This window comes from Clostridium kluyveri DSM 555 (assembly GCF_000016505.1).
Lineage (GTDB): Bacteria > Bacillota > Clostridia > Clostridiales > Clostridiaceae > Clostridium_B > Clostridium_B kluyveri.
The window spans coordinates 3,686,221-3,708,988 of record NC_009706.1; the positions used below are offsets into that span (position 1 = coordinate 3,686,221).

At 28.7% G+C, this 22,768-nt stretch carries 33 protein-coding genes; 8 read left to right on the top strand and 25 right to left on the bottom strand.

From position 1 onward, the window contains the following. Window positions 1-30 precede the first annotated feature (30 nt). The 4 genes from CKL_RS17695 to CKL_RS17710 form a co-directional block, all read right to left on the bottom strand. Window positions 31-999, bottom strand: a complete 969-nt coding sequence (locus CKL_RS17695; protein ID WP_012103955.1) for a permease — start codon at window positions 997-999, stop codon at window positions 31-33. Window positions 1,000-1,114: 115 nt separating this feature from the next. Next, window positions 1,115-1,354 carry a thioredoxin family protein gene (locus CKL_RS17700; RefSeq protein ID WP_012103956.1) on the bottom strand — a complete coding sequence of 80 codons (240 nt, stop codon included), beginning with the start codon at window positions 1,352-1,354 and terminating at the stop codon, window positions 1,115-1,117. Between the two features lie 38 nt (window positions 1,355-1,392). Next, window positions 1,393-1,686 (bottom strand): ArsR/SmtB family transcription factor, encoded by a 294-nt coding sequence (locus CKL_RS17705; protein WP_012103957.1) that lies wholly within the window; start codon window positions 1,684-1,686, stop codon window positions 1,393-1,395. A gap of 176 nt (window positions 1,687-1,862) precedes the next feature. Further along, window positions 1,863-2,306: a hypothetical protein gene (locus CKL_RS17710; RefSeq protein ID WP_012103958.1), complete on the bottom strand. Its 444-nt coding sequence runs from the start codon at window positions 2,304-2,306 to the stop codon at window positions 1,863-1,865. 196 nt (window positions 2,307-2,502) lie between these two features. Here CKL_RS17710 and CKL_RS17715 point away from each other — a divergent pair, with 196 nt between their 5' ends. From CKL_RS17715 to CKL_RS21040, 5 genes are read left to right on the top strand one after another with little or no spacing between them, the layout of a single operon-like run. Beyond that, entirely contained in the window at window positions 2,503-3,195 is a 693-nt protein-coding gene (locus CKL_RS17715) for a response regulator transcription factor (protein WP_012103959.1), read from the top strand. Continuing rightward, window positions 3,188-4,051, top strand: a complete 864-nt coding sequence (locus CKL_RS17720) for a HAMP domain-containing protein (protein WP_012103960.1) — start codon at window positions 3,188-3,190, stop codon at window positions 4,049-4,051. The genes CKL_RS17715 and CKL_RS17720 overlap by 8 nt, the downstream gene beginning before the upstream one ends. 50 nt (window positions 4,052-4,101) lie before the next feature. Further along, the gene (locus CKL_RS17725) at window positions 4,102-4,974 is read left to right on the top strand and encodes a sensor histidine kinase (protein WP_012103962.1); all 873 of its coding nucleotides are present in this window, start codon (window positions 4,102-4,104) and stop codon (window positions 4,972-4,974) included. A 5-nt stretch (window positions 4,975-4,979) separates the two neighbouring features. Next, window positions 4,980-5,402, top strand: a complete 423-nt coding sequence (locus tag CKL_RS17730; RefSeq protein ID WP_012103963.1) for an SHOCT domain-containing protein — start codon at window positions 4,980-4,982, stop codon at window positions 5,400-5,402. Then, window positions 5,392-5,538: a hypothetical protein gene (locus CKL_RS21040; RefSeq protein ID WP_155814046.1), complete on the top strand. Its 147-nt coding sequence runs from the start codon at window positions 5,392-5,394 to the stop codon at window positions 5,536-5,538. Before CKL_RS17730 ends, CKL_RS21040 begins: the two co-directional genes overlap by 11 nt. Window positions 5,539-5,671: 133 nt before the next feature. Here the strand turns inward: CKL_RS21040 and CKL_RS17735 are convergent, their stop codons facing one another. From CKL_RS17735 to CKL_RS17785, 11 genes are all read right to left on the bottom strand, one after another. Further along, window positions 5,672-6,550: an MBL fold metallo-hydrolase gene (locus CKL_RS17735; RefSeq protein ID WP_012103964.1), complete on the bottom strand. Its 879-nt coding sequence runs from the start codon at window positions 6,548-6,550 to the stop codon at window positions 5,672-5,674. Between the two features lie 119 nt (window positions 6,551-6,669). Continuing rightward, complete coding sequence (gene modD, locus CKL_RS17740) at window positions 6,670-7,512, bottom strand: ModD protein (RefSeq protein WP_012103965.1); 843 nt, start codon at window positions 7,510-7,512, stop codon at window positions 6,670-6,672. 146 nt (window positions 7,513-7,658) lie between these two features. Then, window positions 7,659-8,048: an iron-sulfur cluster assembly scaffold protein gene (locus CKL_RS17745; RefSeq protein ID WP_012103966.1), complete on the bottom strand. Its 390-nt coding sequence runs from the start codon at window positions 8,046-8,048 to the stop codon at window positions 7,659-7,661. Between the two features lie 19 nt (window positions 8,049-8,067). Continuing rightward, window positions 8,068-8,526 carry a DUF134 domain-containing protein gene (locus tag CKL_RS17750; protein WP_012103967.1) on the bottom strand — a complete coding sequence of 153 codons (459 nt, stop codon included), beginning with the start codon at window positions 8,524-8,526 and terminating at the stop codon, window positions 8,068-8,070. Then, entirely contained in the window at window positions 8,496-8,969 is a 474-nt protein-coding gene (locus tag CKL_RS17755) for a Fur family transcriptional regulator (protein ID WP_012103968.1), read from the bottom strand. The genes CKL_RS17750 and CKL_RS17755 overlap by 31 nt, the downstream gene beginning before the upstream one ends. Before the next feature lie 16 nt (window positions 8,970-8,985). Beyond that, complete coding sequence (locus tag CKL_RS17760) at window positions 8,986-9,342, bottom strand: NifB/NifX family molybdenum-iron cluster-binding protein (RefSeq protein WP_012103969.1); 357 nt, start codon at window positions 9,340-9,342, stop codon at window positions 8,986-8,988. 46 nt (window positions 9,343-9,388) lie between these two features. Continuing rightward, a complete protein-coding gene (locus tag CKL_RS17765; RefSeq protein ID WP_012103970.1) occupies window positions 9,389-9,748 on the bottom strand; it encodes a C-GCAxxG-C-C family (seleno)protein in 360 nt (119 codons plus the stop codon). Between the two features lie 46 nt (window positions 9,749-9,794). Next, complete coding sequence (locus tag CKL_RS17770) at window positions 9,795-10,643, bottom strand: ATP-binding protein (protein ID WP_012103971.1); 849 nt, start codon at window positions 10,641-10,643, stop codon at window positions 9,795-9,797. Further along, window positions 10,634-11,464: an ATP-binding protein gene (locus CKL_RS17775; RefSeq protein WP_012103972.1), complete on the bottom strand. Its 831-nt coding sequence runs from the start codon at window positions 11,462-11,464 to the stop codon at window positions 10,634-10,636. The genes CKL_RS17770 and CKL_RS17775 overlap by 10 nt, the downstream gene beginning before the upstream one ends. Before the next feature lie 25 nt (window positions 11,465-11,489). Then, window positions 11,490-11,849, bottom strand: coding sequence for a NifB/NifX family molybdenum-iron cluster-binding protein (locus CKL_RS17780; protein ID WP_012103973.1), 360 nt, complete (start codon window positions 11,847-11,849; stop codon window positions 11,490-11,492). Beyond that, entirely contained in the window at window positions 11,846-12,682 is an 837-nt protein-coding gene (locus CKL_RS17785) for an Mrp/NBP35 family ATP-binding protein (RefSeq protein ID WP_012103974.1), read from the bottom strand. The genes CKL_RS17780 and CKL_RS17785 overlap by 4 nt, the downstream gene beginning before the upstream one ends. A gap of 507 nt (window positions 12,683-13,189) precedes the next feature. On the opposite strand from CKL_RS17785, the gene CKL_RS17790 reads away from it, so the two are divergent. Then, entirely contained in the window at window positions 13,190-13,537 is a 348-nt protein-coding gene (locus CKL_RS17790) for a sulfite exporter TauE/SafE family protein (RefSeq protein WP_012620996.1), read from the top strand. A 397-nt stretch (window positions 13,538-13,934) separates the two neighbouring features. After that, window positions 13,935-14,072, top strand: a complete 138-nt coding sequence (locus CKL_RS21045; RefSeq protein WP_012103977.1) for a hypothetical protein — start codon at window positions 13,935-13,937, stop codon at window positions 14,070-14,072. A gap of 164 nt (window positions 14,073-14,236) precedes the next feature. Here CKL_RS21045 and CKL_RS17800 read toward each other — a convergent pair whose 3' ends face one another. The 6 genes from CKL_RS17800 to CKL_RS20120 all read right to left on the bottom strand — a co-directional run bounded on the left by CKL_RS17800 (window position 14,237) and on the right by CKL_RS20120 (window position 19,693). Then, on the bottom strand, window positions 14,237-15,010 hold the full coding sequence (locus CKL_RS17800) for a DMT family transporter (protein WP_012103978.1): 774 nt from the start codon (window positions 15,008-15,010) through the stop codon (window positions 14,237-14,239). Next, window positions 14,970-15,176, bottom strand: a complete 207-nt coding sequence (locus CKL_RS21050; RefSeq protein ID WP_012103979.1) for a hypothetical protein — start codon at window positions 15,174-15,176, stop codon at window positions 14,970-14,972. The genes CKL_RS17800 and CKL_RS21050 overlap by 41 nt, the downstream gene beginning before the upstream one ends. A gap of 74 nt (window positions 15,177-15,250) precedes the next feature. Further along, on the bottom strand, window positions 15,251-16,159 hold the full coding sequence (locus CKL_RS17805; protein WP_012103980.1) for a LysR family transcriptional regulator: 909 nt from the start codon (window positions 16,157-16,159) through the stop codon (window positions 15,251-15,253). Between the two features lie 1,475 nt (window positions 16,160-17,634). Then, on the bottom strand, window positions 17,635-18,210 hold the full coding sequence (locus CKL_RS17810) for a hypothetical protein (protein ID WP_012620997.1): 576 nt from the start codon (window positions 18,208-18,210) through the stop codon (window positions 17,635-17,637). 8 nt (window positions 18,211-18,218) lie between these two features. After that, window positions 18,219-19,091, bottom strand: a complete 873-nt coding sequence (locus CKL_RS17815) for a transcriptional regulator (RefSeq protein WP_012103982.1) — start codon at window positions 19,089-19,091, stop codon at window positions 18,219-18,221. A 425-nt stretch (window positions 19,092-19,516) separates the two neighbouring features. Continuing rightward, entirely contained in the window at window positions 19,517-19,693 is a 177-nt protein-coding gene (locus CKL_RS20120; RefSeq protein ID WP_012103983.1) for a Spo0E family sporulation regulatory protein-aspartic acid phosphatase, read from the bottom strand. A gap of 104 nt (window positions 19,694-19,797) precedes the next feature. On the opposite strand from CKL_RS20120, the gene CKL_RS17820 reads away from it, so the two are divergent. Then, a complete protein-coding gene (locus CKL_RS17820) occupies window positions 19,798-20,043 on the top strand; it encodes a helix-turn-helix domain-containing protein (RefSeq protein ID WP_012103984.1) in 246 nt (81 codons plus the stop codon). Between the two features lie 494 nt (window positions 20,044-20,537). Here CKL_RS17820 and CKL_RS17825 read toward each other — a convergent pair whose 3' ends face one another. The 4 genes from CKL_RS17825 to CKL_RS20125 form a co-directional block, all read right to left on the bottom strand. Beyond that, window positions 20,538-21,002 (bottom strand): GNAT family N-acetyltransferase, encoded by a 465-nt coding sequence (locus tag CKL_RS17825; RefSeq protein ID WP_012103986.1) that lies wholly within the window; start codon window positions 21,000-21,002, stop codon window positions 20,538-20,540. Window positions 21,003-21,111: 109 nt separating this feature from the next. Beyond that, window positions 21,112-21,558 carry a YbaK/EbsC family protein gene (locus CKL_RS17830; RefSeq protein WP_012103987.1) on the bottom strand — a complete coding sequence of 149 codons (447 nt, stop codon included), beginning with the start codon at window positions 21,556-21,558 and terminating at the stop codon, window positions 21,112-21,114. Window positions 21,559-21,762: 204 nt separating this feature from the next. After that, window positions 21,763-22,452 carry a hypothetical protein gene (locus CKL_RS17835; protein WP_012103988.1) on the bottom strand — a complete coding sequence of 230 codons (690 nt, stop codon included), beginning with the start codon at window positions 22,450-22,452 and terminating at the stop codon, window positions 21,763-21,765. 16 nt (window positions 22,453-22,468) lie between these two features. Continuing rightward, window positions 22,469-22,630, bottom strand: coding sequence for a tautomerase family protein (locus CKL_RS20125; RefSeq protein WP_012103989.1), 162 nt, complete (start codon window positions 22,628-22,630; stop codon window positions 22,469-22,471). Window positions 22,631-22,768 lie beyond the last annotated feature (138 nt).

Consider the following 22,768-nt stretch of genomic DNA (forward strand, 5'->3'; position numbering starts at 1 on the left):
GCTACGTATAAGATAGCCCTGGTAAAACTACTACCCTATTACAAAATCAAACAAATAACCAATAAATACTATTCCTAATGCTACTACTCCAAAGAATACTGCCAATAATTTAGGTTTTAATACTTTTCTTAAAAGAATTGCTTCTGGCAAACTAAGTGCTGTTACAGCCATCATAAATGCAAGAGATGTTCCCATTGCAACTCCAGCTCTTGTAAGCTCACTAACTAATGGGATTACTCCAGCCGCATTGGAATATAATGGGACTCCAATTATTACAGCTACAAATACTGCAAATGGGTTACTCTTTCCAGCGTATTTTGCCAGCGCTCCTGCTGGAATCCATCCATGTATAAAACCACCTATAGCAATACCAATTATTACATACAGCCATATTTTCTTAATTAAATCTTTTGTAAAGTTCCATGAGTCTACTAATCTTTCTTTTGTAGTAGGATTAGGTATTTCTACATCAGAATTCATTTGCATTTCATAAACGTAGCTTTCCACTTGCTTTTCCATTTTTAATTTTCCAATTATAATACCACTTACTATGGCAATTATCTCACCAGAAACTACATAAATCAGAGCTATTTTTATTCCAAATAAACCATAAAGAAGTCCTAACGCAACTTCATTCACCATTGGGGCAGCTATTAAGAAAGAAAAGGTAACTCTAAGTGGTACCCCTGCTTCAACAAAACCAATAAACAGTGGAACTGCAGAGCATGAACAGAATGGAGTTACTATTCCAAGCATAGCAGCCAATACATGACCTATAATTGTACTCCTTTTACTTTTAGCGAGTATTTTTCTCGTCTTTTCTGGTGGAAAAAAACTCCTTATAAAAGTGATTACATAGATTATAATTAGTAATAAAATAAATATCTTTATAGTATCAAATACAAAGAAATTAAAAGCACTACCAAGCTTGCTATCTTTGGCAATTCTAAATACATTATAAATAAGCCAATCAGCAAAAATTTGTACAGGTGTAAACATATTACTCATCCCTTCGATTTATAACTTTATAATTAAATACTTATATATCATTCTAAAATAATGGACTCTACTCTTATTAATATAGAGTTAAGTCCTCTTTTAATATAGTTTGACCTTATTTTTCATCATTAATATACTTCTTAATTTCATCAACATTACAAATCTTACCGAACATTTTAACTTTTTCATTAATAACTATAGCAGGTGTTCTCATAATTCCATATTTCATAATATCTTTAATGTCCTCTACTTTTGTAATTTTAGCTTCTACATCAAGTTCTTTAACAGCTTCCTTTGCATTTGCTTCAAGCTTCTTGCAATTTGAACATCCTGTTCCTAAAATCTTTATTTCCACAACTTAATCCTCCTTGTATAATTTATTTATAATATATCTTATTTAGAGTTATTAAAGTAACTCATAACAAATTTATCTACACTATCAATGATATTTTTTATTTCTTCATTACTAATCCTATAATGAATGTTCATACCAATCTTTTCAGATGATAATATGCCAGCCTGCTTAAGTATTTTTAAATGCTGCGATAAATTGGCTTGACTAAATTCTATATCTTCATTTAATTTACATACACACTTGGGTCCATCATATAAAAACTTAACTATTTTATACCTTATAGGATGTCCTAATGCTTTAAAAATTCTAACACTTATTTCTTCTTTATTCATAATTATCCTCCATAAAATATAACTATATAATTAAATTCTTATATAATTAGTATACTACTTAATAATTTGTTTTGTCAATATCATAAATAATTTTAAATTAATATCTAAATTAAATATATGAAAAAGTCCGTAAGAATATCTTTTCCTACGGACTTCTAATTTAAATATCTAATGTTTTATCTCAAAGCAGAACAATTTGCCCTACCAATGCCGTGCATATGACTAATATTACCACTGCAGTTATTTATATTATTCTTTATGTTTTCTTTTAAAGAATCCACCTGCCCTTTTGTAATTGTTCCATTAGATACTGCTTCATCAATAGCTTTTGATTTTTCTTCAATTAATGCTTTTTTAAATTCATCAATAGTCATGCCTTTATCTTTTGCTAAATCATACATTGTCTTTCCTGAACTTAAGCCATCATTTATTTCTTTATCTGTTATTCCAAGTTTATTCTTTAATACAGAAGAAACATAATCATAACCTCTCTTGGAAGTTATTCTTCCAAGCCCTAACCCCTGATCCGTATGATTAGTTGTTGTTTCTGCATAAACTGTTGCACTTGCTCCAGCTACCAAAGTCACTGCTAGTGCTACTAATAATTTTTTTACTTTCATTCTTATTCCTCCTCAAATTTAATTTATATATATTTATCCATAATACGATAATAAAGGAACTTAAATATAAAAAAGTGTCCTAATTGTGAAATTACTTTAAATAAATTTACATTTAAACAGTACACAATTATTTCACAATTTAAATGTATGGCAATGCTATAATCTAAACAACATAAGAAATGTGAGGTGATAGAGAATGACTAAAAATATTTTGATTGCTGATGATAACATTGAAATCATTAAAATTTTAAGACCTTATATAAGAAAAGAAGGTTTTACTGTAATTTCTGCTCTTAATGGTAAAGAAGCACTGGATAAATTTGAGCAATACAATCCTCAAATTATTTTATTAGATATTATGATGCCAATATTCGATGGAATGGAGGTATGCAAGTTAATACGACTTAAATCTAATACTCCAATAATCATGATAACAGCAAGGAGTGAAGATTCTGATAAAATTTGGGGATTGAACTCCGGCGCTGACGATTATATTGTAAAACCTTTTAGTCCTGGCGAAGTAGTGGCAAGAATAAAAGCTGTATTTAGACGAATTACGGCACATAAAAATAATGAGCCTTCAATAATAAAATACCAACATCTTGAATTAGATATTGATAACTATTCAGTTAAACTGGATGGTGTAAGTGTAAACCTCACAAAAAAAGAAATTGAAGTTCTATGGGTACTTTCAACTTATCCTAACAAGATAGTTTCAAGAGATACTTTACTTGACGAGATATGGGGAATAGATTATTTTGGAGATCCAAGAACAGTAGATACTCATATAAAGAGGATAAGGGCAAAACTTCAACTGAGTGAACAGTATAACAGGGATATTAAAACTATTTGGGGCATGGGATATAAATTTGAGGTGAAAGATGTTTAAAAAAAATATTACTTTTAAACTTACCATAGGTTTTTTAGCAGTTATTATTATTTCAACACTTTTAATAGGTATTATTGCATTGAGTATATTTAAAAATAATATATATGAAGTTAAAAGAAATAATATGAAAAAACATTCCATAGAAATTTCAAGGACCCTTAAACCTTATATGCCTAAGGATATTAAAAGAAAAGAATTTACTGACATTATAAACTTAATAGATTCAATTGATAACGCCAAAATTTGGATACTCAATTCAAATGGAGATATTATAACTACATCAAACAGTAATAATTCTAACCTTATTTATATCAATAATGCTGACATAAATAAGTTATATGGTCCAATTATTAAAAAAGTATTGACTGGTTCTGATGAATATGGTGAAATATACAATCCTTATTATGGTGAATATATGATGACTACAGCAATTCCAATAAAAAATAACAATAATAATATAATAGGTGCAGTAATTCTTCATTCACCTTTATCTGATCTTTCAAACTCTATGAATAAGTTTTTTATCTATTTAATTTTTGCTCTTTTAGGTGAAATATTTCTTTCTGGATTCATAGGATATTATTTTTCTAAAAATATTACTAAGCCAATAAAAATAATAAATTCGTCTGCACTTAAACTTGCAAGAGGCCATTATGGAATAAAAACAAATATATATCAGAAAGATGAAATTGGTGAGCTATCAAATTCCTTTGATTTATTATCCTTAAAACTTAAATATACAATAGGTAAACTTTTTGAAGAAAAGACTAAGTTAAGTAATGTACTGACAAGTATGAATGAAGGCATTTTAGCAATGGATAAAAACTTTAATATTATAAATATCAATCTGCTTTAAATCTACTATCACCCAAAGATACTAAATCAAGAACAAACATTAGCTCAACATTGTCAAAATTAAATATATTTGAAGATTTTAATTTTAGCATAATTAACAATACAAAAAAAAATTTGTCAAGAGAGTATCTAAATAAAATATTAAATTTTTCTATATCTCCTATAAAAAATAATTCAAATGAAGTCATAGGTGGTGTAATTCTCATTCAGGATATAAGTGAAAAAGAAAAACTTGAGCAAATGCGTAAGGATTTTATTTCAAATGTTTCTCATGAGTTCAGAACTCCATTGACAGTTATAAAAGGTAATTTAGAATCAATTATAGATGGCATAACAAAACCAAAATATATAAAGAATACTTGCATTACACTTTTAAAAGAAACCAATCGCCTTGAAAGAATGGTTAAAGACCTGCTCAATTTAAGTAAATTAGAATCTGGTAAATTGGATATTAATTTCAGTGAGCTAAATGTCAATATGGTAATAAATGATACTTTGAGAAATCTTAGCCTATTAATAAATGCTAAAAGCATAAATTTACAACTATCTCTAGAGGATAACTTACCGTCTTTATTTAGTGATTACGATAAACTAAAGCAGCTGCTTATAATATTTTTAGACAATGGAATTAAGTTCTCACAAAATAAAGGCTGCTTAAATATACAAACATATGCTCATGGCAATAATATTTTTATAGTTATTGAAGACAATGGAATTGGCATACCTGAAGATCAAATTCAATACTTAGGAGAAAAGTTCTTCAAGGTCGATAAATCAAGAGCTTCAAATACTAAAAGTACTGAACTTGGTCTTTCAATAGCAAAAAAATTAGTAAAAGTTTTAAATGGCTCTTTTTCTGTAGAAAGTAAGCTTAAAAAAGGAACAAAAATAACTATTTCATTTCCAATAAAAAGAGAGAGGTAAAAATTATGATGAAACATGGATACCATATGGGATTAGGTTTTTACGGTTCTTACATTTTAATATTTTTCTTATTAATTATTTTAGTTTTAATATTTTTAGCATTAAAAAGTAAGCCTTCTTTAAGTCCTTTTACAATAAAATTACTTGATATCCTTAAAACTAAATATGCTTCTGGTATGATTACTGCTGACGAATTTATAGAAAGAAAATCTATTATAGAAGATATTAAATATTTAAATTCCTATACTCCTATACTTCTTGAAAGATATGCTGAATGTTTAATAACTACAAAAGAATTCTTAAATATTAAAAATGAAATTGAAAGTAATAATTACGATGCTTCTATATGTGAAGAACTTGCAAAAGGACATATTTCATATGATGAATTTAAATCAAAAATCTTTGGAGGAAAAACAAATGAAAAATGATAAGATTTTAAGGACACCACGCTATGTTTTACTTTTAGTGTTTTTAATGCTAATTACAGTTAAAGCTTATCTTCATAAGTTACTTGGAGATGGCGAAGCTCCTTCTATACATGCATTGTGTCCCTTTATGGACTGATTTCAAAAATAAGTCCTTCAAAAATAAAAGGTTCAGATGGAGAAAAGCATTTCTCGTAAGCAAACTCCACCTGAGCCTTAGAATCACTTGATACTAGAAGCACGACTTCCATTATATGCATTGGCTTTATAGTTTAACAAACTATCGAAGAACCAGTGGAATTCACAAAAAATTTTTCACAAGAGATTTTTAACTGAGAAGTCGCAATATGCCCAGTACAGTGAGAAGCCCCTATTATTTTTATGTCCATTTTTTTCAATTCAACTATAGTTTTTTTAATTCTATCCATGGAAGCCTCCATTAGATGGGTTCCTCCAATTACTCCAAATACATTTTTACCTGATTTAATTTCAATGGATTTTATTATATTTAATACTCCTGGATGAGAGCATCCTAAAATTATCAAAAGTCCTTTTGGTGTATCTATTCCGATAGATATTTCATCTTTAAAAGTGTCAATTTCAAAACTTTCTCCTGCTTTTATTTTCATACTAGGGTTTAGCTTTTCAAAATCATAATATAATTTAAAGTTTGTAAATATATATACACCTTCTACTATTTCTGTCTGATCTAAGGTTATGTAGTCTACCTTAAATGAGTTTTGTTCTAAAAATTTTTCATCAAAATTTACTCCTATATAACTAAAGTCTTCCATATCTTTAATGCTTTGCGGATTCTTAAAGATTTCAGAGTTATTTTTCTTAGCATGATAATATTTTTTTCCGTTTGAGAAAAAATATTGACTTAATAATAATTTGGGCCTTATAGTAAAATTTTCAACAAAACTTTTTAACCCATTACCATGATCATAGTGTGCATGGCTTATTACAATATAGTTTGTTTTATTTAAATCTATACCCAAGTTTTTTGCGTTTTTTATAAAATTTTCACTTTGGCCCGTATCAAATAATATATTAAATTTTGAGGATTGTATAAAAAAAGAAAGACCGTGTTCGCATATTAAGTTTTTATTATCTCTCAGGGAATTTTCTATTAAAGTAATTATTTTCACAATATCGCCCCTTTATATTTGAAATATTCTTAACTTAAAGTCTATAAATTAAAGTATCACCATAAATAGGAAAGTCTTTTATAACGACTAAGTTAATACAAGATCCTAGGGAAAAGACATTAAAGTGGTATTATATTACATCCAATATCTATAGGTTGTGCATGATATATTGAAGTAGTCACAATGGCATTAACTCCAGTTTTGGCATATTCTATAATGTTATTTTCATTAATACCTCCAGAAGCTAGTATAATGATAGAAGGGTTAATATTTCTAATGATACTCACATTTTTCTCCAATTTATCATAGGGAATTTTATCGAACTGGATACCATCAACACCACTTTTGCTAAGCTCAATAGCTTGTTCTAAATTGTCTATTTCTACTATTACCTTTTTTTCGCAAGCTCTAGATTTAACATTTTTTATTATTTCATTTAGTTTATCAATACCACCTAAAAAATTTAAATGCTGCTTAAAAATCAATATGGTTTCTGATAATCCTAGTCTATGAGGTAATCCGCCTCCTGCAATAACTGCTTTTATAGCTAATTCTTTTGTTCCTGGAATCACCTTTCTTGTAGCAATAATGTGTATATTTGGATTTATAGTAGAAATTTTATCTATTAATTTTTTTGTTTTTGTAGCAATTCCTGAACTATAATCAAGAAGGTTTTGAGAGACTTTCCATGCCATATGTAAATCTTCAGCCTTCCCTATTCCTTCAAGGAAAATCTCGTTTTTCTTTATTATACTACCAGAAACACATGTTTTGATTAAATCTATATTCAACCTGTTAAAGATTTTCGTAACTTCTTCTGTACCACAAAGTACAGCGTCTTCCCTTGAAAAAAACTGTATGGAACCTTTTTGATCACCAATTCCTAGAATTAAAGTTGTTAAATCAATGTAAGGTACATCTTCTCTAATAAATTTATCGATAAGTTCATCTGAAATATACATTTATAACACCTTCTCTGAAATCATTTTTTATATATTTAGATATGAAAATCAATTATAAAGCCATCATATAAACTAGATTATTTTTGCGCTATTAAGCCATAAATTATCAAGTTTATGTTCGTTCTTAATATCAAATTTATGAATCATTATTTATTTTCAACTGCCGAAACAAGATAATTTTCAATAGCACTTCTCAACGCCTTAACTCCAAGATTTGAGCAATGTTTCTTATTTTCAGGTAATCCGCCAAGAGCATCTATTATATCATTTTCACTAATAGATAATGCCTCCTTTAAAGTTTTCTTTTTTGCTAGTTCTGTGGTCATACTACTTGTAGCTACTGATGCAGGGCATCCATAAACTAAAAAACTAATATCCTCTATTAGATCATCCTTTACCTTAATATATATATTCAAAGAATCTCCACAAGCCGGATCTCCAGCTTTTCCTTCACCATTGGAGTCATTTAGTATACCTACATTTTTAGGACACATAAAATGCTCAATAACAATATCCGTATATTCATTTGTAAACATATATTCACTTAAATTTATTCTACAAAGTATTATCTTCCATGTTGTCACCTGTACACCACTTTGCGCAAAAATCTGCTTTCTTACTGCATATAACTCTTTGAGAGCCACAAACGGGACAAATAAACCTGTCCCGTTCATAGTTCATTTCATATATGCTGCCACAATCAAAACATTTAAATTTGCATAGAGTGGTTGTATAATTGCCTCCACTTATTCTTATAGCATTTCCCTGCGTCAAAGCTATAGCTATCTTTTTTCTTGCACTATCAATGATATTTTGAAAAGTTTGTCTTGATACCTGCATTCTTTCAGCACATTCTTCTTGGTTTAATTCCTCAATATCTTTTAATCTCATGGCTTCAAGTTCTTCTACCTTTAAAACTGTTTCATCAATTTTACATTTAGCTTTTCCCCAGGGCACAAAATAAGTATCTTTGGGGAAAAATTCTACTTTTCTAAACTTTGTTGGTCTTGGCATATTTTATCCCCCTTGCATTTACTGCATACTCCACTTAGCATGATGTTTACATCATTTACCTCTAAATTATTTTCTTCTTCAACTTTTTTATTTAGCTTTATATATTCTATAATTAAATCTATATTATCTATATCTATTATACTATTACATTTAGTACATTTAAAATGAACATGTAGAAGTTTTCCACTAAAAATTTTCATTTCATAGTAATTTATATCATTAATGTTTATCTTTTTCACTATATTTAAATCATCAAATATTTTCAAACTTCTGTATACTGTTGCAAGACCAATATTTGTGTGTTTTATTCTTTCATAAATTTGATTTACGGATAAATGGGTATTGGCATTTATCATTTCCAAAAGCACTATTCTCTTTTGCGTTGTGAACTTATATCCTTTTTTTTTAATTAATTTCTCATATAAGGAAAGATCTCTATTCATTGAGTTTCCTTAAATATTACTCATTACAGTGGCCCTCATGGGCATGTTCACTACATACACTGCCTGTAGATTTAAGTTCACCTTTTATAAACTTGTCTATAGCCTTGCTGCATAACCCTTCAGCTCCTACAACAATCTCTATTCCACTTTCATTGAAAAGCTCTTGTGCTGCCGCACCCATTCCACCTGATATTATTACATTTACACCAAGTTCCTTTAAAAATACTGGCAGGTACCCTGGTTTATGTCCTGGATTCGGTATAAATTCCTCACTTTTTACTTTTTCACTTTCTACCTGGTAAATTGTAAATCCCTCACAGTGTCCAAAATGTCCACTTACATATTTTCCTTCACTTGCAACTGCTATTTTCATAATTATATCCTCCTAGATAATATATTTTTATAATATTTTTGTAAAATTAATCGATATATTCCTTTAAAACACTATGGGTATACTCAATTATTTCAGCACAGGATACACCTTTTTTCTTTAATTCTGCACATTGAAATGTTCCATATTTTTCTCTTATTTTTCCCATGATTTTTTTTGTATAATCTCTTGCTTGATTGGGTTCCACTGCTTCTTTTCTTCCTTTTATTGCACCTAAAGCCATAAGTGCTCCCGTTATTGCTCCACAACTACTTCCTACAGTCATTCCTCTTCCAAAAGGACTGGCTATTGATACTGGAATATTTAAGTTTTTTTCTTGATTTACTGCCTTTATCATAGATTCTGCACAGTTGTATCCTTCTTTATAAAATTCTACTGCATTTTTCACTTGCATCTTCCTCCTATTCTTATCCATTCTAGTATTTTAAGTTTTCTTAGTAAATAAGTTCTTTTATATCATCCCACATTTTTTTAATAGCACTACCTGCTATACTATCTTTATAGTATATAATAGGCGTCATTTCATTTATAGATTTTATTACAGTATCATCGTAAGGAATTTTTCCTACTAAAGCTAATTCTTTTTCTATTACGAACCTCTCTATTTCTTCAGCCATATCTTCATTTATATCATATTTATTTATACAGACCATAATAAGCAGTCCAAAGCTCATACATAATGCTGTTACTCTCATCAAATCTTCAAGTCCGGATTTTGTGGGCTCAGTAACAATTAAAACTGCATCACTACCAGTTACAGATGAAATAACAGGACACCCTATGCCTGGTGAAGCATCAATAATTGTTAATGTATTTTTTCCAGTAAACCTTTTTCCATTATTTCTAAGAAAGGTAACTAATTTACCTGAACCATCACTTCCTATGTTCATTTGTGCCCTGGAAATTATACCTTTATCCGTCCTTGTAATAAAAACCTCAGCTGACTTATCCTCCACCAGCTTAATTGCTTTTTCGGGACATGTTAAAGTACATGCGCCACAACCTTCACAGAGAAAAGCATCCACTACACAGTCTTTTATGGCATTAAATTTACATGTAACTTCACATTTTCCACATTTGTTGCAAAAATATTTGTTTATAACTGCTTTTTTACCGCCATAAAAACCTTTTTTTTCTATATCTACGCCTTTATAAAAAAGATATAAATTAGGGGCATCTACATCACAATCTATTCTAACCACATCTTTGGTAAGTTCCGACAGTGCTGTTGCAATTGTAGTCTTTCCGGTGCCTCCTTTTCCACTTAATATTACTAGTTCCACTTTAGCACCTCCAATACACTTTCTGCCATGTGATCAAATAATTTTTTATATTTAGCGTTATTATATAAAATATCTCCCTTAGAATAGATTTCAGCTATATTCTTACTATAAACAATGCTGCCTATTAAAGGTATATTTTCTTCTTTACAATACTTTCTTATTATATTGTCTTCACCATTATCCTTATTTATAATTATTCCAAAAGGAATATTAAATATTTTAACCAGTTCTACTGCCATTTTAAGATCATGAAATCCAAATTCAGTTGGTTCTGTAACAAGCATTGCACCTTTTGCATACTTTATAGTATTTACTACATTACAGGATGTACCCGGGCTGCAGTCAATTATATTTACTCCTTCTGGCACATTTTCTAAAAGCTGCTTTATTACAGGTACTGCCATAGGTTCTCCTACATTGAGTACTCCCCTTAGACATTTTATATTTTTTGCATAACCTTTTTCTATTTTCCCCGTCTCTCTATGCCTATAACTCAATGCATTCTGCTTACATATAATTTTACAGGCACCACAACCATGACATAGCTTTTGAAATAATATAATATCACCTTTAACCTTTGCAAGGGCATTGAATTCACAGACTTCTACACATAAGCCACAGGAAATACATTTTTCATCATCTATAAATGGGTATTCTACCTTAACCTGTTCTGTCTTTTCAATATGCGGTTTCAAAAATAAGAATCCATTTGGTTCTTCTACATCACAATCCACATAATTAGCCTTTAATGCAAGGGCAATATTTGTAGACACAGTAGTTTTACCCGTACCTCCTTTTCCACTTAATACTGCTATATTCAAGTTACTTCCTCCTTAAAATCCTATTTTAAATTCCATGATGCGCCGGTCCTGACTGTGTTAACTCTTTAAGTTCACCTTTTTCAAATTTTTCTAAAACAGAACTCACAGTAATGCTTTCACACTTATAAACTTTAATTCCTGATTTGTTAATGATTTTAAAGGCATTAGGCCCTAAATTTCCAGTAATTATAACGTCTACATTTTCATCAAGTACTTGTTGTGCCGCTGCAATACCAGCACCTCCTCCTGAAAATTGACCTTTATTTTCCAATACCTTAATTTCTTCCCCTTCAGTATCATGAATTTGAAAATACTTACATCTTCCAAATCTCACATCCAACAAACTATCTATTTCTACACCATGTGCTGAAATTGCTATTTTCATTTTCCTTCCTCCAAACTATTAATAATATTAGTAACAATAGGATTAAAAATCTTTTTAAGGCTTTCATCTATACCTTTACCTTCTTGTTCTGATAAACTACTTATACTGCTTAACATGGGAAGTTCCCCTAAAAGTTTTAAATCCATATCCTTTAAAAATTTCCCCGTACCTTCTGCGTTAAAAAGTTTTATCTTTTTTCCGCAGTGGGGACAGGCTATATAACTCATATTTTCAATAACTCCCAAAATATTGATATTCATAGCTTTCGCCATATTCACAGCCTTTGAAACTATCATAGAAACTAACTCCTGCGGTATAGATACCATGACTAAACCACTTATAGGAATAGACTGCATTACTGTAAGTGCAACATCTGCTGTTCCTGGTGGCATGTCAATTACCAGATAATCAAGTTCTCCCCATATTACATCTGTCCAAAATTGTTTTACTGCTCCAGATATTAGCGGTCCCCTCCATATAACCGGTTGGTTTTCATCTTGTAAAAGCAAATTCAATGATATCGTTTTTATTCCACTTTGTGTTTCTACAGGTAATATAAATTCTTCATTGGTTTCTGCTTTCTTCCCTCTTAGACCCATTAAATTAGGAATACTTGGTCCTGTTACATCTGCATCCAAAATTCCTACACTATATCCCATGTCTTTCAAGTGTCTGGCTATAAGAACAGAAATTGATGATTTTCCCACTCCCCCTTTGCCACTCATAACGCCAATAATTTTTTTCACCTTATTATAGGGATTGTTTTTAACCATACAACTTTCCTTATCCTTGCTGCATCCATCATTTGATGGACATGAATTACATTCCGACATTAAATCATCTCCATATACATATTGGCATTTGCCACTTTTATAATATCACTATTTATTGTTATTGTCAAATGCCAATAAATCATACATAAAAAACAGTAATATACTTATGTTTGATATATATGAAAAATGGGCTATGAATGGGCATCAACTTTGACAAATACAGTTGTTCCTATAACAACATTGTCTGTTATGAGTGAAACTTACTATAGTTAAAACAATATATTAAGGTAAATTAAATCTAAAATTTATGCAATAACTTAAGGAGTACACTATCATTTCTCCTGTAAGTGTGTCGTTAATTAAAATAAGATATATTTATATAATCCTATTCTATGCACGTACATTAGCAAGTCATAAATATAAAAAAAATTGAATTAAGTAGAGATTATGCCCAGCATTATTAGAACGCTATTCTAAAAAATAAGGAAGTAAAAATAATAATTAGTACTATTTTATTTATTATTATAGGTGTTATAGCAGGTATTTTAAGTGGATTATTTGGTATAAGTGGTGGAGCCTGCATTGATTTATTTATGCAGGTTTAGTCAGTTAAAGGCTCAAGGAACATCCCTTGCTATCTTATTACCACCAGCAGGAATCCTTGCATTTATAGATTACTATAAAAGAGATCAGGTTAATCTTCAGGCAGGAATCTTAATATGCATGTTCTTAATTATAGGTTCAGTTTTTGGAGCTAAAATATCCCATATTATATCGATAAATATATTAAGGAAATTATTTGGGATTTTAATGATTTTAATATCTATTAAATTAATTCTTGAAAATAACAGGATAGATTTACTCCGAAATATTTCCATTTACACAATAAGCTTACATGAGCTTTTATTGCCTTAACACAGATTCATCAATTATTTTCTATGATTGTTTTTGTATGATTTTTTATCATAGGTGCTTTTACAAATTGTTTACGTATAACCCTTAATTGATTTTACTAGATCCCCCTTTAAAATGGAACAGATAATTATAAGCTTTAATGTTAAAACTTCTACAGAATCATTCTGACGCATTTCGTTCGTTAGATATACAGTAAGTTCATGATTCCAAGTACAAAATGCCCTAAATGGCACTTCTATGACTCTTGAATTTTTGATATATTCATTCATCTGCTGCAGTAACATTTCATTTGTCTCATTAATATTATAAAAGTACATGACAAAAGATGATATGGAACAAATGATAATAAGTTAGATAACTAAAAATATATATTTAAGATAACAAGGGGGGGATCTTTATGTCAAGATGTGGTTGTAATGTTGGATATGGTGGATTTGGACGAGGAAAAGAAGTGCTAGTTATAATAATACTTTTATTATTATGTTGCGGATGCGAAAATGAAGTATATAGAGAATACGATCCATGTGATTGTTAAAATAGATTATTAGAGGGAAATAAAATCCTCAGTTTCCCTCTAAGTGTTGACAAAATCCACACTCACAGACTGTAGGATACCTATTATTTTTATGTGTATTAATAATAGGTAAGACTCTCCGTTCTACGTTTTGAAGATTATATCCCGAATATAAAGATTTTGTTTCATCTCTTATTTAGTATTCCTCGTTGGTAATTAGTTTTAAGAGATACTTTTTTATCTATATCAGAAATAATAATCCCAGCTAATACAAATATTGCTCCAAAATAACCTTGAATTTTTAAGATCTCATCAAGAAAAGCAAAGCCAAATATGGCTGAAAAAACGGGTTCAAGGGAAAATAGAATACCCGTGCGTTCAGGAGTTGTATATTTTTGAGCAACTGGTTGTAATACAAAACCAAAAGCACTACATATCACACTTAGAGATAATACAGCAATCCATTCAACAGAATTGTTTGGCAATCTTGGTTGCTCAAATATAAAGGAAAATAGCAATCCAAATATTCCTGCGAATTCTAATTGTAAGACCCCTAACGCTAATGGATCAACCATTTTGGAAAAGTGGCTTGTAAGTAGAATTTGACCTGCATAAATAAAGGCAGCCAATACACAAAGCAAAGATTTTGTATCAAGTTGAAATGTGCTATCTATCGTAAGTAGAGCAATTCCAACTATCGTTAAAATCACACCAGCCGTTATAGGTAACGTAGGTCTTTTTCGATGAATAATAATTTGGAGCAGTGGTACAAAAACGACAGTTGTTCCTGCTAGAAAACCTGCGCTTGATGCGGAAGTTGTTTTTAATCCAAACATAAGTGTTGAAAGTACGCAGAACAATGCCAATCCTAATATCGTCCCGTATAGTAATGTCTTTTTATCTATATTACATAACTTTTTATAGAAAATTGGGGCGGTTAATAGGAAAGGCAATTCCAAAACGCAGAGCTACTAAATTAAAAACATCAATACTGTCTAATCCCATTTTCATAAATAGATAAGATGATCCCCATGCCATCGTAATTAAGGCTATAATCAAATCGGCTTTTTTTTGTGAAATAATAATCACCCCTTCTGCATATATAATACCGTGAAGTCTTGACATAGAAAAACACAAAAAAACTATGGTTCGAAATAGGTTAAAGCTATTTCAGACCATAGTATAGAATAAACCGTTTACTATATAAGTTCTTCTGCAATTCTTTTTAATGCCAATAAATAAAGTTCACCTAATCGCGTTGGTATATAGCCCTTGTGAGTAATGACTCCAACGTGGATTTTTTCATCAACCTCTAACGGAATTGCAATAATATCGTCTCCATGCAAATATGATGGAAATACGCCCGTAGAAATAGTATACGCATTTATACCAATTAAAAGATTAACTACCGCCGCACGCTCACTCACTTTTATTGTTTTTTTATGGTTTAGAGTGCTTAGGATTTCTTCTGAAAAATAAAAAGAGTTATGCTTTCCTTGTTCATACTCCAAGTAAGGTAAATCCTCTAAATCATCAGGAGTAATGCTGGAACGGTTCGCTAAAGGATTTTCTTTGCAAATAAAAATGTGAGGAGTTGCTACAAACAATTCAGAAAAAATTAGATTACTTTCATTTAAATATTTACGAATAATGTGCTCATTAAAACTGCTTAGATAGAGTATACCTAATTCACTCTGCAAATTTTTGACATCTTCAATAATATTATAGGTTTTTGTCTCACGAAAAGTAAAGTCATATTCATCACCACCAAACTCTTTAATTAAATCCACAAAAGCATTAGCTGCAAAAGTATAATGATGTGTTGAAACTGAAAAACGTTGCTTTAAAGGTGTTGCATTGATATATCTATCTTCAACCAACATTACCTGTTGTAATATTTGGCGGGCGTAACCCAAGAAGTCCGCACCTTCATTTGAAACAATGATTCCTCTGTTAGTGCGAACAAAAATTGTTGTTTTTATTTCTGCTTCTAATTCTTTTATAGAAGCAGACAGGCTCGGTTGCGAAATAAACAATTTTTTTGCCGCCACGGTAATGGAACCTTTGTCCGCAACTTCAACGATATATTTTAACTGTTGTAAAGTCAAAGCTATTTCCTCCTGTGCTCATATATTCATTTATCCTTTCCTTAATAAAATGAAAGCATTAAAATTAACATTTCTCGTAAATTTAATTGTCCATATTTTGTTTGTTCAAATATTTGGTTATCTGTAAAGTTTAATGTTTTTCCATTAGATAATATTAATAAAAAAGCACTAAAAAGTTGTTATTAAAAATTCGTTTTCTAATCTTTAACTTTTAGCCTTATTGTATGTATTATTAATTATATCAAATAAATCATTTATTGAGACGTAAACCTAAAAATGAATACTAGTGTTTTATAACCCAATATAAATTTTTAATTACATAATTTCACATTTATAACACAAATTTAGGATACTGTATCCTAAATTATACTTCTTTTACTCTATACATATTAATACATTTATCTATTCATATTCCAACTTCTTTATCAGCTCTATTTTCATTTAAACTGTCAGCATTTAAAATATCAACATTTTCTTTAGTTAATTTTATTTAAGGATAGACTCTTAATATACTTTGCTAATTCTTTAGTCAATAACCCATAATTTAAAATCTCGTTTATTATATAAATAATTGGATGTCATACATCCGATATTTTAAATTCATCAAATAAAGTATATTTACTTTATAAATCACATTAAATACTACCCAAGAATATATTCATTTTTATCTAATTCAGGAATATTTTAACCATTATTTAAATTTTGAATCTAATATATTTTTGATTTCTACTTGTTGGGTATGATCTCATCTTGTTATACTGTACTTTATTTTCACTAAAATTATTTTTTTCAAACTATTATCAAATAAACTTATTTGACTTATGTCATTAACGCTGTGATTTAAAACATAATATATTCCACTTCCTATGCTTTGAGATTTTTATAATATCTTTTCTAATAAGATCCTTTAAGTCAATGAGTGCTCTATCTCTATTCACATTATTAAGCTTTTGATAATCTCCGTTAGTTATTTTTCCATTTTTTCTTATAAATACAAGACCTATAGCTTCTTTCTCTTACAGAAAAGGCTGAGTATAATCAAATATTAAAGGTAAGTCAGGAATTAGATAATTGCATAAATGAGTTTACCCATAGAATGCCATATGATATAAATAGTAAAATTATAAAAAAGTTTCACAAAAATAAACCAAACAAATAAAAAATTCTAACTTATTAATATTTATTATCATTCTCTCACTTAGTTTTAACTATACTATCAAAATGTAAGACTTATTATTGTTTACCTTTATTAAATTCACTTTTATCTTGGATTGTCATCATATTCTTATTGTTTCTTTAGTAATATAATTATGATTTCATTATATAAAATAAATTATTGTCTTTCTGCAACAATCCATTTTATATTCTATATTTCTTAACCTATTGTAGAATCTAATATATATTAAATTTTAATTTCAAAAAACATTCTTTTTCTTTCCTTTTCTTTTCTCTCACAGTTAGTTGAAAAAGAAATTTTATACTAATATCCACTTTGAGGCTTTTGTGCTATTACTTTTATTTTTTATACTTTTATCCTTATGTGACATCTCATTTAATATCTTGCTTATCTTTCTATATTTTTGTTCATCAGTTAATATATCCGGAAGTTTGCCCATTAATAAATCATCTATTTCTTTTCTTGATGCACTTTTATATTCATTTAAATAATTAATTACCAAGTCTTTATAGTAACCATTATCAAATCCTCTATTCCTTATATACTGAGCTTTTTGTTCCATAACAGATGCTATTTTAGATGTAACATAGACATTAGGGTACTTACCTTCTATTAATTTCATTTTTCTTAATATATTTCTTTCATTCTGGCTTAATAGTTCCTTTTTCTGAACTTTATCTAACGCAATTGCCAACTTTAGTTCTAAATTTGTATTATTTATTAATAGTTTTGTATAATTTTCATCAATTACTTTTCCACTAATCTTAACCGAAACTCTATTCTCTACTTTCAAATCGTAATCAGGTAGTGGAAAATACCTTTGTATTTGCATAATAAACATCTTCTTGATGCCACTTCCTATAGTGTCTATCATATTTAAGCTTACATAGTATTAGCTAAAAACTGATTTCTATAAAATTCTTCTGGTGAATCCTTTTCTATGACATTTTCAATTGTTTTCGGAATAAAGCTCCCTAAGTTAGAAAAAATTAGTTCATCAGGTTTTTCAACTACATTTATTTTTCCGCCTAAATTATAATCTTGATGAGCTATGCAGTTATGAAGAACTTCTCTTATTACAAATGGTTCATATTGAGTTATTTCTGTAGGAAATAATGTATTTTCCTTTAAATACCTATATTTTAAATTTCTTATTTTTTCAAACACTCTATCAACAGAAATTATAAAATGTGGGCCAAAATGCTCATAATCTTTTTCTATGTTTCTTTCGTCTTTTAATATCCATGATATTTTAGCAACAGCAGGACTTAAATAATGTTCTGATTCTTCTTTTCCTAATAGAAGAATTGCTGTTTTTGTCATTTTCCCATTTACTGTCAGCTTAGCTTTGTTTAGAAATACCTCATCATTCCAACTATCACATTCTTGTTCCAACTTAGGATTTTTTATTTTATATTGTTCTCTTGCTTTCAATATTGCATTTTTATCCAAATCATTAATTGTTGCATCTTCACAAATAAGCGAAGACCAATCCGTCACCCTATTTTGATTTCTTATAAATTCAAGTTCTTGAATATTTAAAGCTCCAAGAGATTCTCCGTCTCTTTCATAATAATGTCCTTTCCATGCATATCGCTTATTTTTTAAATTTGCTTCATTACTTAGCGCGGAAAAATATTTTCCTAGCTCTTCAAAGCTAAAATCATTTTTTGCTTCTTTAAATTCCACACATTCATTTTCAACAGGTAAATTTATCAATTCCTTAAATAAATTATAAATATCACTATTTACCAAGAATTACTCCTCCCTTAATTATTTACTCTGATAAAATTCTTAATGTATTGTACTTAATCCTATTAATATTCATTATATATTTTTAACGCAATAATATAGACAAGCTTGTCTATATACAATTATTTATACTATTTAGTATGACAATCCACTAACGATACTAAATTACAATATCGTTTATTATATGTGAATATATAACCTTACTATAAATACCTTAATCAAAATATTCTGACATTCTTCTCAATTCTATTTCATTTTTCTATTAATGCCTTAAGATACCTTTGTGTTAAACAACGTATATCTTTTAATTTCAAAAAATTAGCTATTTCCCTCTTACTTTTAGGATCATTGCAAATTTCTAATATTTTATTCCTCATATCTTTCTTCTTATCTCGTTGGTTTATCTTGTTGATAGTGAACAATATTCTCTATTTGTCTAGAATTTTCTTCTTCATATAATCAGCAATCAATTTGTCTAATTTCCAACTTAGATTTAATGTATCCATATTTATTGTCTCTTTATTTAAAATGTCCTGTAACAATTTATTATTCAAAGTTTCTCTGACTTCTTCTATTTGGCGCTTCATTTTTATATTCTTATCCATATAACCCCCTATACAATTAACAAACTTGCTCCACAAGCAAATTATATCATTATTTCTCACATATAATCAATGTGAATAAAGGATTATTTTGGGGGATTATCTTGATGAGACATGCTGAAAATAAAGACAAAAATTTAATTGGTGACAGAGTAAAATATGCAAGACTTAAAAATAAACCTAAAGTAACTCAAAATGATTTACTTGCCAGACTTGCCGTAAGAGGCATAGAACTTGAAAAAACAACAATATCCAAAATTGAATCTAAAACAAGACCTGTTACAGATAAGGAACTTGTTGCTATTGCCGATGCGTTAAATGTAAGTATATTATGGCTTCTTGGAAAAGACTAACACTGTTCTCTTTTTAATGTACTCCACAATATCCTCTATCTTAAACATAATAGGCTTCATTCATAATTAAAATTTAATCGCAAAATAAATGAATAAATATTAAAATTTACCTAATCAAATCAGTCGAGGCTTATGATAAAGCTATGGAATTTATATCAAATAATGCTATCCTTTTCTTTAAATTTAAATAGAATTATCTTATCTTTAATACTCTTTTTATTCTTAAAACATTTGTATGTTACATTACTTATTCCAGTAATTAATTTTATACCGTTTTCTTTATCAAGAATTAAATCACCTTCCTTAATCCTCTTACTTCTTTTCCAAAGATATAATTATTTTTTTATTTCTATATTGATTACCTATACAACTTACATATTCACTTCCTTGTTATTAATATCTAAAATTCTAATATAAACAACTATAGAAGTCATAATAACTATATCTATAAAATTTTATATTTAAATTAATCATTATAATAAATTATACATGTTCTAAATTGTTGAGTTTATCTCTTTTTTAAATAATACTATTTTGACAGAAACATCCATATATTCTTTTACGATAGTATATCCCATTTTCTTATAAAAATAATGATTTCTCTTCTTATCCGCAGGTGTCTCTAAAGTCCAGTCAGTTGCATTGGGAAATTGACTTTCTATAAACTTAATAGCTTCTTGTCCAATTCCCTTATCCTCATAGTTTGGTATCACACAGATACCTCCAAGAAAGTACGTGCCATCATTATTATCTCTAATAATAATATCGCCTACTATTTGATTATTATAAATTATTTTATATATTATTTTGTTTAGGACAATATTAGCCATACTTTCTTTAGAATGGTTATATCCAGGACATTCTCCATATTTGATAAAATCGGCATAGAAACTCTGATTTTGTACATCAATTAATTTATCAACATCATCAATTGTTGCTTTCGTAAATTCAATTTTCATCGTACAAATTCCTTTCACTCAATGTGAATTTTCTTCATAATATTTACACTTGTGACACAAGTATAAGAAAAGATTACGAAATTACCTTAATTTTAAATTTAGGAAATTTTTAATCCAATGTTCCAATAACATTATTTAATTTCAATAAAGCATCTGGCTCAACTTTTAAAGTAGTATTTTCTTCACCTAATCCACCATATACAAAAGAAACCTTAAGAAGTCTCTTATCAATTATATATGGCAATGAAATTCCGAACATCGGAACATTCCCAACTGAAAATCCCGTTATCAATTTAACTTCCTCTTTAGTGGCTAATCTAACATTTTTACAGTTTAGCAAACATTTTATTTCCTTGAAATTTACATGACCTCTTCCACCTGATATAACTATTACATAAAACCCTTTATTTGTATATATTATTAATGTTGGTGCTATTTGAGCAATATCAATTTTAAAATAGTCAGCACCTTCTTTTGCTGTATAAATGGGCTTATCATTATGAATTAATTCAAATGAAAAACCATTCCCTTTTAAAATATCTTTTATGTTTTTCATTAAATTTACCTCCTAGTAGTACATATTTCAAAAAAATTCGCTATCCTTTATAACCTTTTTAATTAGAATTTTATTGGAAATTTTATAAATTCCTATACATAAAAAAAATATATTATAAACTTGCTATCTGAACTGTTATAGCAATCACTTTCAGAGGTTTATCTGCTTCATTCCATATAGATTAAATCGATGAACTAAGTACTATTATTGAACCCTGATTACTAACATTTCGTTTCCACCTTTCACAAATTCATAATTTACTTTTACTGTTTTAATTTCATATTTAGAAAAGCATCCATCCTCTATTAATTTGTCAACAAACAGAGATTTTTCACATTTTAAATTGACTATTGGAAATACTCTTATTTCCTTCGATGTTATCCTTACTAATTCCTCAATAACCCTTTTATGGAACTCATAATCTAAATGCTCATCATACATAAACAGAAAGTGTGATACAAGAGCTATATTAAACTGTTTATCTTTAAAATAGCTTTTGGGGTACTCGGTAGTAACATATTCCGCCTTTGAATTTTGTTTAAAATCCCAAATAAATGCTTCATATGCTTTTTTACGGTGTTCTTTTAAATGTTTAATGCTTTTAAAATACTTCCACTTATACAAATCCTTAATCTCTTCCATTTTTGTCATTGTTATTTCTAAATCTTTTGTGCACTTTTCTTCTATATCCTTAACCGAAAAAGAATAAATTCTATCAGAAGCAGTAACATCATATCCTAAAGTTCTAGCTTCTGCACAAAAAGAACTGACACCTGAAGCTACATCCAATATTCTCTCATTTTTACTTATATTATGAATATCAAACATCCTATAATATTCACTAAAAGTTCTGCCTATTAGAACGATATTCTTTAAATCCAATTTTTTCTCCATACCATCCACTCCAAAACTATATTTTGATATTATAATCTAAACTTAATTCATTTCCTGGTAATCCTCTTATTCCCCAATTATGGCTAGGAGTTTCAAAAATTGTTATTTCAATATCATTAGGCATAATATTTAGTTCTTCTTGATAACAATAATTACTTTTAAACCATAAGTTTAACATGAACATCATCCTTTCCATAAATAGTTTTATAAACAAAAAAGCCACTTTATCCCCATATGGGACAAAGTGACTGCTATGCCACCCATATTTATTTTTTATACTAATATGAAAACAGCAGTTAAAAGTTCTATAAAATAA